At 70.5% G+C, this 12428-nt stretch carries 11 protein-coding genes; 6 read left to right on the top strand and 5 right to left on the bottom strand.

Going from position 1 to position 12428, the window contains the following annotated elements:
- Positions 1-20 precede the first annotated feature (20 nt).
- Positions 21-617 carry an SGNH/GDSL hydrolase family protein gene (locus AB0M48_RS02030; RefSeq protein ID WP_363835421.1) on the bottom strand — a complete coding sequence of 199 codons (597 nt, stop codon included), beginning with the start codon at positions 615-617 and terminating at the stop codon, positions 21-23.
- A gap of 283 nt (positions 618-900) precedes the next feature.
- Here AB0M48_RS02030 and fusA point away from each other — a divergent pair, with 283 nt between their 5' ends.
- Positions 901-2886 carry an elongation factor G gene (fusA, locus tag AB0M48_RS02025; protein WP_363835418.1) on the top strand — a complete coding sequence of 662 codons (1986 nt, stop codon included), beginning with the start codon at positions 901-903 and terminating at the stop codon, positions 2884-2886.
- Between the two features lie 142 nt (positions 2887-3028).
- Positions 3029-3772 carry an endonuclease/exonuclease/phosphatase family protein gene (locus tag AB0M48_RS02020; protein ID WP_363835416.1) on the top strand — a complete coding sequence of 248 codons (744 nt, stop codon included), beginning with the start codon at positions 3029-3031 and terminating at the stop codon, positions 3770-3772.
- Here the strand turns inward: AB0M48_RS02020 and AB0M48_RS02015 are convergent.
- Positions 3762-5219 carry a hypothetical protein gene (locus tag AB0M48_RS02015; protein WP_363835414.1) on the bottom strand — a complete coding sequence of 486 codons (1458 nt, stop codon included), beginning with the start codon at positions 5217-5219 and terminating at the stop codon, positions 3762-3764. The two genes, AB0M48_RS02020 and AB0M48_RS02015, sit on opposite strands and share 11 nt — an antisense overlap.
- 117 nt (positions 5220-5336) lie before the next feature.
- Between AB0M48_RS02015 and AB0M48_RS02010 the strand changes: the two genes are divergently transcribed.
- The 4 genes from AB0M48_RS02010 (at position 5337) to AB0M48_RS01995 (ending at position 9914) form a co-directional block, all read left to right on the top strand.
- Positions 5337-5945 (top strand): hypothetical protein, encoded by a 609-nt coding sequence (locus tag AB0M48_RS02010; protein WP_363835412.1) that lies wholly within the window; start codon positions 5337-5339, stop codon positions 5943-5945.
- A 21-nt stretch (positions 5946-5966) separates the two neighbouring features.
- A complete protein-coding gene (locus AB0M48_RS02005) occupies positions 5967-8204 on the top strand; it encodes a GH92 family glycosyl hydrolase (RefSeq protein WP_363835409.1) in 2238 nt (745 codons plus the stop codon).
- A 109-nt stretch (positions 8205-8313) separates the two neighbouring features.
- Entirely contained in the window at positions 8314-9321 is a 1008-nt protein-coding gene (locus AB0M48_RS02000) for an NAD-dependent epimerase/dehydratase family protein (protein ID WP_363835408.1), read from the top strand.
- 5 nt (positions 9322-9326) lie between these two features.
- Positions 9327-9914 (top strand): phosphatase PAP2 family protein, encoded by a 588-nt coding sequence (locus tag AB0M48_RS01995; protein ID WP_363835406.1) that lies wholly within the window; start codon positions 9327-9329, stop codon positions 9912-9914.
- Here the strand turns inward: AB0M48_RS01995 and AB0M48_RS01990 are convergent.
- The 3 genes from AB0M48_RS01990 to AB0M48_RS01980 are packed head-to-tail and all read right to left on the bottom strand — an operon-like array spanning position 9824 to position 12395.
- Complete coding sequence (locus tag AB0M48_RS01990; RefSeq protein ID WP_363835404.1) at positions 9824-10420, bottom strand: NAD(P)H-dependent oxidoreductase; 597 nt, start codon at positions 10418-10420, stop codon at positions 9824-9826. The two genes, AB0M48_RS01995 and AB0M48_RS01990, sit on opposite strands and share 91 nt — an antisense overlap.
- Positions 10420-11214: an SDR family oxidoreductase gene (locus AB0M48_RS01985; RefSeq protein WP_363835402.1), complete on the bottom strand. Its 795-nt coding sequence runs from the start codon at positions 11212-11214 to the stop codon at positions 10420-10422. The genes AB0M48_RS01990 and AB0M48_RS01985 overlap by 1 nt, the downstream gene beginning before the upstream one ends.
- Positions 11211-12395, bottom strand: a complete 1185-nt coding sequence (locus AB0M48_RS01980) for a cytochrome P450 (protein ID WP_363835399.1) — start codon at positions 12393-12395, stop codon at positions 11211-11213. Before AB0M48_RS01980 ends, AB0M48_RS01985 begins: the two co-directional genes overlap by 4 nt.
- Positions 12396-12428 lie beyond the last annotated feature (33 nt).

The following is a 12428-nucleotide window of genomic DNA, read 5'->3' as shown; positions in this document are numbered from 1 at the left end:
AGACGCATGGTCGTAATCGTTCAGACGCCTCGCCGGTCCGCGGCGGCCTCGACCGCGGGTGCCAGAGCCTCGGCGATCGCGCGGTAGCCGGCGGCGGACGGGTGGAAGCGGTCGGCGGCGAACAGCGAGGGATCGGCGGCGAACCGGGGCGTGACGGCGCGTTCGACGTGGGCGACGACTCCGCCGGCCCGGATGACGGCCTGCTGCTGCACCTGGGCGTAGTCGCGGCTCACGGCCGACACGACGTCGCGCAACGCGGGCGGGACGTGCGAGACGATGCTCAGGTCCGGTGCCGTAGCGACGACGACCTCGGCCCCCGACGCGCGCAGGTCCGCGACGGCGTCGTGCAGTTGCCGGGCACCGACGTGCGCGGGGACGAACCTGGTCAGGTCGTTCGCGCCGATGACCACCACCGCGATATCGGCTCCGCTCGCGACCGCGGTGCGCACCTGGGCGCGCAGGTCGGCAGAGCGGGCGCCCGCGAACGCGTGCACGGCGAGGTCGACCCGGTGTCCCGCCTTTCGCAGGCGTTCGGCGAGCAACGGGCCGAGCGTGTCCTCCCGGCGCGTGCTGCCCACTCCGGCGGCGATCGAGTCGCCGAGCAAACACAGGCGCATACCTGGTGAACGACGGGCGTCGTGGAGGTGTTCCGCCTCAAATGCGTTGTGAGGCACCGCTCATGTGTCTACACTCCACGATCATCATCACCGAGGCGAGAGGAGACCGGCCGTGCGTACCGCCGCCGTCGTCCTCCCGTCCCGTTTCGACGTGATCCTCGTGTCCTCGTGCGCCGGTCGCCTGCTGCGCGCCGGGCGCCGGACTGTCTGACGAACTCCCGAGCGGAGTTCGCCGGGTCATCGCGCTGACCCCGTAAGTCCTTGACACCAAAGGCACGAAGCCATGCGCACGACCACGTTGAACGCTGTCCGCAACCTCGGCATCCTTGCCCACGTCGACGCGGGCAAGACCACGCTCACCGAACGCGTCCTGTTCGCCACCGGCAGCACCCACAAGCGCGGCGAGGTCCACGACGGCACCACCGTCACCGACTTCGACCCGCAGGAACGCGACCGCGGCATCACGATCTTCGCCGCGGCCGTGACCTGCACGTGGGACTCCCATCGCATCAACCTCATCGACACACCGGGACACGTCGACTTCGCCGACGAGGTCGAGAGATCCCTGCGCGTGCTCGACGGGGCCGTCGCGGTGTTCGACGGTGTGGCGGGTGTGGAGCCGCAGAGCGAATCGGTGTGGCGGCAGGCGGATCGGTACGGCGTGCCGAGGATCGCGTTCGTCAACAAGCTCGACCGGGCGGGCGCGGACCTCGACCAGGTCGTCGAGTCGATCCGCACGCGGCTGCACACCGTGCCGCTCGTGGTGCAGCTGCCGATCGGCGTGGAGGACGGGTTCCGCGGTGTCGTCGACCTGGTGCGCATGCGTGCGCTGATCTGGGACGACGGCATGACCGAGGGACCTGTGCCGGAAACGCTGCTGGCAGAGGCACAACGGCGTCGTCGCCTCCTGGAGGAGGCGGTGGCGGAACTGCATCCCGAGGCATTGGAGGAGTTCTTCGCGGGAGGCCTGTCCGAGCAGACTCTCGGAAACGCTCTGCGGGAACTGACCCAGCGAGGTCAGGCCACCGTCGTGTTGTGCGGCTCGGCGTACCGCAACCGCGGAGTCGAGGCGTTGCTGGACGCGGTGATCGCGTACCTGCCGTCCCCTGTGGACGTTCCGCCGGTGCGCGGCGTCGACGGCCAGGAACGGCAGCCGGATCCGGACGCGCCGTTCGCGGCTCTGGTGTTCAAGGTGAACGCCACCGCCACCGGACGGCTCGCGTACGTCCGCGTCTACTCGGGCACCCTCCACAAGGGAGAGACGGTCCAGGTGGGCGGCCGCAACGAACGCATCGGCCGGATCCTGCGCGTCCAGGCCGACCGGCACACGCCGGTCGACCAGGCCGTCGCGGGCGACATCGTGGCGCTGGTGGGGCTGAAGTCGGCCCGCACCGGGACGACGTTGTGCGCGCCGTCGGCTCCGTTGCTGCTCGAACCCGCGGAGTCGGCCGATCCGGTCGTGTCGGTGGCCGTGGAGACGCGGACCAGCGCGGACAACGCCCGGCTGACCGAGGCGCTGGCGCACCTGGTCGACGAGGACCCGTCCCTGCGGTTCGGGACGGACCCGGAGACCGGTCAGACGGTGCTGTCCGGCCAGGGCGAGCTGCACCTGGAGGTCTCGGTGGAGAAGGCGCGCACGCTGCACCGCATCGAGCTCACCATGGGACGGCCGCGCGTCTCGTACCGCGAGACCGTGGGCACGGGCGTCACGGGATTCGTCTACCGGCACGTCAAGCAGGACGGAGGGCAGGGACAGTTCGCTCACGTCGTGCTCGACACCGAGCCGCTGGAGACCGGTTTCGAGTTCCGCTCGGCCGTCACCGGCGGGCGCGTGCCGCAGGAGTTCGTCCGCGCGGTCGAACAGGGCTGCCGGGACGCGCTGGCCGAGGGACCTCTCGGCCACCCGGTGACCGGTGTGCGGGTGACGCTGACCGACGGGTCCACGCACGTCAAGGACTCCTCGGAGATGGCGTTCCGCACGGCGGGCCGGCTCGGGCTGCGCGAGGCGCTGAAGGCCGGCGCCATGACGTTGCTCGAACCGATCGCCGAGGTCACGGTGACCGTGCCGGAGGAGTACCTCGGTGGCGTGCTGGGTGATCTGGCGACGCGCCGGGGCAGGATCCTCGGTTCGGAGGCCAGGCCCGGTGCGACCGTGGTGACGGCGAGCGTGCCGTTGGCGGAGATGTTCGGCTACGTGACGAGGTTGCGGAGCCGGACGCAAGGCCGTGGCAGCTTCACCGCCACCCCGACCGGTTATGCGCCTGCGTGAATGTTGGGGGAGTCGACATGCTTTTCGTCGACTCGCCCAACATTCGCTTCCATCTTGTGTGATTCAACGTAGGTAAACGCAGGCCCGCCCTGATCCAGGGCGGGCCTGTGCCATGATCGGCCGAGTGGACCCTTTGAGCGTCATGTCCTTCAACCTCCGGTATGCCTCGACCGCCGAGCCGAACTCGTGGGCTGCCCGACGTCCGGTCATGGCCCAGTTCCTGCTCAAGGAACGGCCGGCCCTGCTCGGCACGCAAGAAGGCCTGTATGGACAGTTGAACGACATCGCGCACGACCTGCCGGACCACTACGACTGGATCGGCCTCGGCCGCGCGGGCGGCAGCCACGACGAGTTCATGGCGATCTTCTTCGACACGCTCCGCCTGCAACCGCTGGAGTTCGACCACCACTGGCTCTCCGCCACCCCGGACGTCGTGGGTTCCCGATCATGGGGCAACAACGTGATCCGCATGGTCACGTGGGTCCGGTTCGCGGACCGCCTGACCGGCAAGCAGTTCGTGGCCGTCAACACGCACTTCGACCACGAGTCGGCGCACTCCCGCCTGTGCAGCGCGGAGTTCGTCCGCGACCGCCTCCAGGCCCAGACGCTGCCGGTCGTGGTCACCGGCGACTTCAACGACGTCCCCGGCTCACCGGCCCACACCACCCTGACCTCCGCACTGGCCGACACGTGGCTCGCCGGCCCGCGGACGACCCCGGCGTACGGGACGTTCCACGGGTACGGCCCGCTCGTCCCGGACGGCCCGCGCATCGACTGGATCCTCACCCGCGGCGCCACGGTCGAGGCCGCCGCGATGAACGCCTTCCAGCTGAACGGCCAGTACCCGTCCGACCACCTGGCCGTCCAGGCGTTGATCAGTTTCTAGGCGCCCACTCCGGTGGCAGGTCGTGGGAACAGGTCGGCGCACCGGCTGCCCGCGCCTGCCGCAGGCCGAGGTACGGCCCGGCGATCTGCGCACGCGGCAACGGGGCCAGCGCCGTGATCGCGTCACCCGCGGCCAGCACCTGGCGTCGCATGCGGTCGTGGTCGACGGCAGCCGATCCGAACGAGGGAGCCCAGAGCGTCCACGGCCCGGAGATCATCGCCATCGTCGGGATCAGGTGCGAGTGGAAGTGCGTGCCGATGCCGCCGAACGAGCACTGCGGCGGCACCCGGCCCGGTACCGGCGGATCACTGCCCGGCAGGACGAAGGTGCGGTCGACCGAACGCCCGGCCAGCGCCGTCGCCGCCGTCCGCGCCAGTACCGGACTGCCCGCGAACCAGCCGGACGGCTCGGCCAGTCCCGTCGGCAGGAGTGCACCGTCGCGAGGCAGGAACTCCCGCGTCCCGAGGTGTTCCAGCACGAACGCGAAGGCGACGGAACCCGAGTCGTACTCGGCGTCGAGCGCACGGGCGCGGAACTCGCTGCCCTCCGCCGGGCGGTGCAGGTGGCCCGTCGCGAAGACGAACTCGAGGGTGCGCGGCCGGCAACGCACCGGCAGGCGCGCGAAGTGCTCGGCCAGCGCGAGCAGCGCGACGGTGCCGTTCTCCTGCACCCACCCCACGCCGTCGGTGTTGGTGTCGAGGACGATCCGTTCGCTGCTCAGGCCGGGCAGCGTCGCGACCAGCGAGCGCGTGACGGCCGGGAGGCGCGCGGCGAGGACGCTGATGGTCGTCCGGGTGCCCGGCACGAGCCTCGCGGCCGCGTCGGAGCCGACGAACGCGCCCGGCACGCGGTAGTGGGTGCCGACGTGCGGGTCCCAGTAGCCCTTCACCTGCTCGTGCGGGAACGGGAAGGCGACGACGACGCCAGCGGCGCCGGCCTTGCCCGCGTCGACCATGTCCCGGTCCAGCAGCGGTTCGGCGAGGTAGCCGCGGTCGAGGACGGGGAAGTCGCGCAGCACGACCCTGCCGCCCGCGTTCGCGGCCGTGATCGGGGTACCGGCGGGCAGGCGGACCAGCTCGCCGGAACGCAGGCCGGGATCGGAGTACGGGATCGCGCCGGCGACCGGCACGACGCCGCCCGAGAACAGCAGACCCGGACCTGGTTGCCAGCGCTCGATCGCGAAGGGCTCGGACCGCACGGACACCCCCGGCAGCCGGTCCACGCGGTGTTCCAGCCAGGAGATCAGGCGGTGGTGAGCAGGGCTGCCGGTCGCACGGACGCCGAACCCGGCGACGGTGGCGTTGAGAGCGCGGAGCTGGGGAGCCGTGGCGAACGACCGCTCGTCGACAGTGGGGGAGCAGTCGGCCGACGCCAGCGCCGGAGTGGCCAGTTGGAGGGCGAAAACCGTTACGACACCTATGGATGCGATGCATCTGGCGGGCTGCACGAGGCTCACTGTGTCCCTCGCGCGCAGCCCTCACAATCCGCTGTCCAGGTAGCCAAGTGAGACCCTGTCAACGGTGAACGGAAATGGTTTAAACCAATCTCCGCTACGGTCCGCCAGATGCGCTTGAAATCGACGTTCGGCCGCGTCGCGGTGATCGCGTGCGCGGTGCTGTTCACGCTCAGCTCCACGGCGGTGGCGAACGCCTCGCGCGGCCGCGAGTGCGCCACCCCGTCCATCGACCGGTTGCAGCAGTGGATCGCCAGTGGTGAAGGTGCCACGGAACCCGCGACCGGCAGCATCCTCGTGCCCAGGGGACGGCACGGGCACACGGCGAAGATCAAGTTCCTGGCCGACGACTGGGCTGTCATGGTCGTGTGGCTGGGCAACAAGTTCGAGGCCGAGGCGGACCTGTCCGAGTCGGCCGGTTTCTGGATGACCTACCGCGCCACCGACGACCTCCACGTTCAGCTGCGTCCCGCGTCGTTCTGGAGCGGTGGCGACAAGTGGGTCACCAAGGTGCCGTCCACCGGCGGCAGGCTCGTGAAGCGGTTCTTCAGTTTCGAGACAACGGACTGGACACATCTGCCCGCGCTCGGCAAGCCGTCCTACCCGCTCGCCGACGCGCTCGACGACGCCCGTGGCCTGGTGTTCGTCGGCAACACGAAGAACGAACTGGAGTTCCAGGGCCTGAAGATCGACGGTTACCGGCCACCCTGCGTTTACTGAAACCGGTTAGGGTCCCGGGACGTGAGAGCGCTCCCGGTCTTCCTGGTCACTGTCCTCACCGCCGCGCTGGCGACTCCCGCGAGTGCGGCGGTGAGAGACGACACCCGCTACGTCGACCCGCTGATCGGCTCGGCGGGCGGCGGCAACACGTATCCGGGCGCGGTGCGGCCGTTCGGGATGATCTCGTGGAGCCCGACGTCGACGCGCGGCGACCAGACGAACACGGGCGCTGCCAACGGTTACGCGTACGACGCGACGAGGGTGCGCGGGTTCAGCCTCACGCACGTCAACGGCGCGGGCTGCCATCCCGGTGCCGCCGGGGACATCCCGATCATGCCGCACGTCGGGGAGATCACCTCGTCGCCGACCGCGGACACCAGGGACCAGATCTTCGCGAGCGACTTCTCCCACGCCGACGAGAAGGCCGAGGCCGGCCGCTACCGGGTGGGCCTGAAGTCCGGTGCCACGGCGGACCTCTCCGTGACGACCCGCGCGGGCATCGGCGAGTTCACCTTCCCCGTCAACGGATCGCTGCTGTTCCGCACCTCGAACTCGCTCAACGGCAGCGAGGACGCCGACATCACGATCGACCCGGCGACCGGCTCGGTCTCGGGTTCGGTGCTGACCGGCGCGTTCTGCGGCAGGCGCGCGAACGGCGGCACGAACAACCAGAAGACCTACTACCGCCTGCACTTCACGGCGTCGTTCGACCGCCCGATCTCGGCTCACGGCACCTGGGTCGACGGCGAACTCAGGCCCGGCAGCACGACCGCGAGCGGCGGCGAGGGCTACCTGACCGGAAGTGCGCGCGCCGGCAGGGGATCCGGCGGCTACGTGTCCTTCGCGGACAAAGAGGTGAGGATGCGCGTCGGCATCTCCTACACCAGCCTCGACGCGGCCAAGCGCAACCTCGCGGCGGAGATCCCGAAGCGCGCGACCGTCGCGGACGTGGCGAAGGAGGCGAAGAAGGCCTGGGCGAAGCAGTTGCGCGCGGTCGAGATCGACGGCGGCACCGCGGACGAGCGCACGATCTTCTACACCGCGCTCTACCACACCTTCCTGCAGCCCAACGTGATCAGCGACGTGGGCCGGACCACCCGGTACGGCAACTTCTCCGGCTGGGACCAGTACCGCGCCCAGACCCAGCTGCTGGCCCTGCTCGCGCCGGACGTCGCGAGCGGGTACGCCCAGTCGTTGCTGCAGACCTCGCGCGAGAACGGTGACGTGTGGGACCGCTGGGTCCACATCACCGGCCCGACGCACGTGATGACCGGCGACCCGTCCGCCCCGGCCATCGCGGGCATGTACGCCATGGGCGCCAAGGACTTCGACGTGCGGGCGGCCTACGACTCACTGCTGCGCCAGGCGACCGTCCCGCACCCGGACGGGCTGTCCGACAAGGGCTGCCCCGGTCAGTGCGAGGGCCAGCGCCCGAACCTCGCGGAGTACATGCGCCTCGGCTACGCCCCGCACGACACGTGCCATTGCTGGGGAGGCGCCGCCGAGACCCTGGAGGACTCCGTCGCCGACCAGGCGCTCGCCGACCTGGGCCGCAGGCTCGGCCGCCCCAGCGAGGAGATGCAGAAGCGCGCGGGCTGGTGGCGCAACACCTTCAACCCGGCCACCGGCTACCAGCAGGCCCGCAAGGCCGACGGCACCTGGGTGACGCCGTTCAACCCGGCCTCCGACCTGGGCTTCGCGCAGGGCAGCAGCGCCACCTACACGTGGATGGTGCCGCACGACGTCCAGGGCCTGGCCGAGGCGATGGGCGGCAAGGACGTCGCGGCTTCCAGGCTGGACGGGTTCTTCAAGCGCGCGGACGGCTCGTGGGCGACGGGCGGCGACGCGCTGCGGTACGACCCGACGAACGAGCCGGGCATCCACACGCCGTGGATCTACAACGAGCTCGGGCAGCCGCGCAAGACCCAGGAGACGGTGCGGGCGATGGCGAGGCTGGTCTACCGCACCGGCCCGTCCGGCCTGCCCGGCAACGACGACCTCGGCACCATGTCGGCCTGGTACGTCTTCGCCGCGCTCGGCCTGTACCCGCGCACGCCGAGCAGCGCCGAGCTGCACGTCTCCAGCCCGATGTTCCCGAAGGCCCGGATCACCGCGAAGAGCATCACGGTCCTCGCCACCGGCACACCGGGTGTCCACGTGCAGGAAACGCGGTGGAACGGCCGCAGGATCGACCAGCCGTGGTTGCCCGAGTCGTTCGTCAAGCACGGCGGGGTGCTCGTCTCCCGTCTCGAAGACTGATCCGGCCCATCGGCACGCTTCGTCCTTTGTCACGAACATCGTCCTGAAGGCGGTTCTCGACGTCACCTGAACGGGTATCCGGCAGCACAGGCCGACACCCGGAGGAACCATGCCCGCACGCAAGATCGTCGTCACCGGAGCGAGTGGCAACGTCGGAACGGCGCTCCTGCGCAGGCTGGCCGAGGAACCGGACGTCGAAGTGCACGGCATCTCGCGTCGCCCGCCCGGCGACGCCCCGCCGTACCGGGGTGTGCCCTGGACGCCCGTCGAGATCGGGCGTGCCGGCGCCGAGGAGGTGCTGCGCACCGCGTTCGAGAAGGCTGACGCCGTGGTGCACCTGGCGTGGCTCATCCAGCCCTCGCGGGACGAACGGCAGCTGTACCGGACGAACGTGGCCGGATCCGCCCAGGTCTTCAGCGCGGCGGTGAAGGCCGGTGTGCCGCACCTGGTCCACATGTCGTCGGTCGGCGCGTACTCACCCGGCAGCAAGGACCGTCGTGTCGACGAGTCGTGGCCCGTCGACGGCGTGAGGACGTCCTTCTACAGCAGGCACAAGGCCGCCGTGGAGCACATGCTCAACAAGTTCGAGTCCGACCTGCTCATCTCCCGGCCGCGGCCCGGCCTCATCCTGCAGTCCGATGCCGGATCCGAGATCCGCGACTACTTCCTCGGCAGCCTGGTGCCGAGAGCCGTGTTCCGGCACCGGATTCCCGTCCTGCCGATTCCGCGCGACCTGGTGCTGCAGTTCGTCCACGCGGACGACGTCGCCGACGGTGTCGCGCGGATCCTGAAGCAGCGGCTGCACGGCGGGATCAACCTCGTGGCGGACCCCGTCATCACTCCCCGGGCGCTGGCCGAGGTGCTCGGTGGCCGGCACGTGTCCGTTCCTCCGAAGCTGATGCGGTCACTGGCGAACGTCTCCTGGAGGCTGCACCTGCAGCCCACGCCGCCCGGATGGGTCGACCTGGCCCTGAAGTCACCGCTGCTGGACGCTTCGCGCGCCAGGACGGAGCTCGGCTGGAAACCGGAGTTCGACGCGCAGGAGGCGCTCAAGGCGATCGTGCTGGGGCTGGGACAGGGGCGGGAGGTTCCGGCCAGCCCGGTTCTGGGTAGATGAGCCACATGACAGGTGAGGACGAATTAGACGAACTCGACGAGGACTCGCTGCACAACAGCGAGGCGTTGCCCACCAGGCGTCCGCACCCGATCATCATCGCCGTCAGCCTGACCGCGCGGGGTGGCCTCCTGTGGCTGCCCGTCGCCGGACTGCTCGCGTTGTGCGGCAAGAAGAAGACCGCGAAACGTGCGCTCACGGCGGCCGTGGTCGCCATGCCGCTGGGGCACCTGGTGAGCGTGGTCGTGCACCGGCGCCGGCCCGTGGTCGCGAACATGCCGGCGCGGCAGGCCTTGCCGGAACACCCGGACTCGTCGTCGTTCCCGTCCAAGCACGCGACGACGGCGGCCGCGTTCGGCACCGCCACCGCGCTGGCGGACCGCGACGCCGCCTTCTTCGTGACACCGCTGGTGTTGCTGGTCGCCTACAGCCGCCTCAGGACCCGTGTGCACTGGCCCACGGACGTCCTGGGCGGCTTGGCGATCGGCGCGGTCGTGGCGCTGGCTCAGGCCGGGATCGGGCGTTCCGCCAGGGCCAGGGCGACGGCGTGCAGGTTGGCGGCCATGGTGCGGGCGGTGTTCTCCGACCACTCGTGACCCTCGTCGGTGTCGGCGTAGCTGGGACCAGGGCCGGGGCCTCGGTTCCAGTACGTCCACGCCTGGCCGGGGATCGTGTAGCCGATGTCGCCGAGACCGCCGCAGATCTCGCTGATCACGTGGTGCGCGCCGTCCTCGTTGCCGGTCACCACGACGCCCGCGACCCGGTTGTAGGCCACCGGCCGGTCCTGGTCGTCGGTCTCGGAGATCATGGCGTCCATCCGTTCCAGCGCCCGTTGCGCGAGCGACGACGGACGGCCGACCCACGTCGGGGTCGCGAACACCAGGATCTCGGAGTCGAGCAGCAGCCGGTGGACGTTCGGCCACTCGTCGCCGCCGCCGAGGTCGGTCACGACGCCGGGCGGGATCTCGTGGTCGGCCAGCCGGAACGAGGTGACCTCGACGTCCTTCTTGGTCAGCTCGTCGATCACCACCTGGGCGAGCAGATCGGTGTTGGACTGCTCCGGTGACTTCTTCAAGGTGCAGTTGAGCACCACGGCACGCATCAGGTCTGCCTCCACTTCTCGTCGGTCATGAGCTGGCTCGCCTGAGGCCCCATCAACGACATCCCGCCGTCCACGACGAGCGACGCCCCGGTCACGTAGCTCGCGGCCGGGGTCGCCAGGAACGCCACCACGGCGGCGACCTCGTGAGCACTGCCCGGCCTGCCGAGCGGCACGCCCGGACGGGCCTGGGTGTGCGGGTCGACGTCCTCCTGGCCGGTCATCGGCGTCGAGATCTCGCCCGGTGCCACCGAGTTGACCGTGATGCCGTGTTCGGACAGTTCGAGTGCGAGCACCTCGGTGAGCGCGCCGAGCCCGGCCTTCGCGGCGCAGTAGGGCGCGGCGCCCACGCGCGGCAGGTGTTCGTGCACGGACGTGATGTTGATGATCCGTCCGCCGCGTCCGGCCTGGATCATGTGCCTGGCCGCGCGCTGGCAGCACAGGAACGCGCCGTCCAGGTCGACCGAGAGCACCGACCGCCAGGTGTCGAACGGCATGTCCAGCGCCTTCTGGCTGCTCCCGGTGCCGGCGCAGTTCACCAGGACGTCGACGCCGCCCAGTTCGGCGGCCAGCTCGTCCACGACGCCGGCCGCGTCCGGCAGGTCGGTGAGGTCCAGTTGCCGCACCGCGCAGCGCACACCGGCCTCGCGGACCTCCCGCGCTGTCTTCTCGGCTCCTCCGGCGTCCTCGTGGTACGTGATGCCGACGTCGACGCCACCGCGGGCCAGCGCGACGGCCACGGCCTTGCCGATGCCGGAGTCCGAGCCGGTCACCACGGCGTAGCGGGGTGTGTTCATGACACGCGAGTACCCTTCGGCTGGGCCGGCATGCGGATGCCGAAGTGGTTCAGCGTGCCCGGCAGCGGAGCGCTCAGGGCAGGGAACGCGAGGTGCTCGGAGAGCGTGTCCAGCATCGTCGCGGCGGTGGTCAGCACCAGGTCGCGGCCGGGGCACTCGCCGGGCCCGGCGCTGAACGGCACGATCGCCGGGTCGCGCGGCTGGTCCCAGATCTCCGGGGCGTACCGGTCGGCGAACGGCAGCCTGTCCGGGTCGCGGTGGAAGAACGGCGTGAACACGACGAACTCGGTGTTCTCCGGCAGCCACGTGCCGTGCCAGCGGGTGGCGATCGTGCTCTCGCGCAGGATCACCGGCGTCGTCGGCCACAACCGCGCGGACTCCAGGACGCCGTTCATGCCACGCGCCCCGATGGCCAGCGCACGCAGCGTGACGATCCCGGCCGCGTCGAACGCGAACAGCCAGTGCGGCACCTGACCGGACAGGTCACCGGGCTGCGCGGCCAGACTGCCCTCCTCGCGCCGGGCCAGGTGTTCGTCGAGTCGGCGCTGGAAGCGTTCGCGCAGGTCACGCTGCTTCGGGTGCAGGAAAGCCCAGTTGGCGTTCTGACGCAGCGCCTTCAGGTCGTCGGTGAGCTGGTCGTCGCCGCGGGCGCCGTTGCCGAGGACGATCCTGCGCGCGATGCGCCACCACGCCTGGTTGAACGCCTCCCACGTCAGCTCGCCGGTGCTCATCACGTGCCGGGTGAGCAGGTCGGCCTCGTCGCGCACGATCGCCTCCACCGGCACGTTCTCCGGTCGCAGCGCGCGTTCGTTGAGCCGGCGCAGCCGATCCCGTTCCGGGCCCTCCGAGATGAGCACCCCGTGCGGCTGGAAGTGCTTCAGGGCGGCCTTCTTCTCCTTCGTGGCCAGCGCGAACGGTTCCGGCGACCCGGCGAGCAGCCTGCCGACGTCGGTGGGGTCGACCAGCACCGCGACGCTGCGGCCGGTGATGCGCAGGCGCACCGGTTCCGGGCCGTAGCGGTCGCGCAGCCTCCGCATCGTGTCGATGGCCCTCGTGTCGGACTGGACCTTCTCAGCTGCCGCCATCACACCGGGCCTGCGGACGATGACGCCCTTGGCGAGGGTGGGCAGCAGCACCGTCGCGAGCACGCGCGCGGTGTCGAGTCGGGAAGAGATCGCCATGACCCCGGCTACCCTATCGATCGGGTGTGAATC

It is taken from the genome of Lentzea sp. NPDC051208 (genome assembly GCF_040682435.1).
Classification (GTDB): domain Bacteria; phylum Actinomycetota; class Actinomycetes; order Mycobacteriales; family Pseudonocardiaceae; genus Lentzea; species Lentzea kristufekii.
This window is presented reverse-complemented; position numbering and strand designations above follow the sequence as displayed.

Excerpts from the sequence above, each read along its gene's own strand:
- AB0M48_RS01980 (WP_363835399.1), bottom strand. The coding sequence starts at position 12,395 with ATGGCGATCTCTTCCCGACTCGACACCGCGCGCGTGCTCGCGACGGTG.
- AB0M48_RS01995 (WP_363835406.1), top strand. The coding sequence starts at position 9,327 with ATGACAGGTGAGGACGAATTAGACGAACTCGACGAGGACTCGCTGCAC.
- AB0M48_RS02030 (WP_363835421.1), bottom strand. The coding sequence starts at position 617 with ATGCGCCTGTGTTTGCTCGGCGACTCGATCGCCGCCGGAGTGGGCAGC.
- fusA (WP_363835418.1), top strand. The coding sequence starts at position 901 with ATGCGCACGACCACGTTGAACGCTGTCCGCAACCTCGGCATCCTTGCC.
- AB0M48_RS01990 (WP_363835404.1), bottom strand. The coding sequence starts at position 10,420 with ATGCGTGCCGTGGTGCTCAACTGCACCTTGAAGAAGTCACCGGAGCAG.
- AB0M48_RS01985 (WP_363835402.1), bottom strand. The coding sequence starts at position 11,214 with ATGAACACACCCCGCTACGCCGTGGTGACCGGCTCGGACTCCGGCATC.
- AB0M48_RS02010 (WP_363835412.1), top strand. The coding sequence starts at position 5,337 with ATGCGCTTGAAATCGACGTTCGGCCGCGTCGCGGTGATCGCGTGCGCG.
- AB0M48_RS02020 (WP_363835416.1), top strand. The coding sequence starts at position 3,029 with ATGTCCTTCAACCTCCGGTATGCCTCGACCGCCGAGCCGAACTCGTGG.
- AB0M48_RS02000 (WP_363835408.1), top strand. The coding sequence starts at position 8,314 with ATGCCCGCACGCAAGATCGTCGTCACCGGAGCGAGTGGCAACGTCGGA.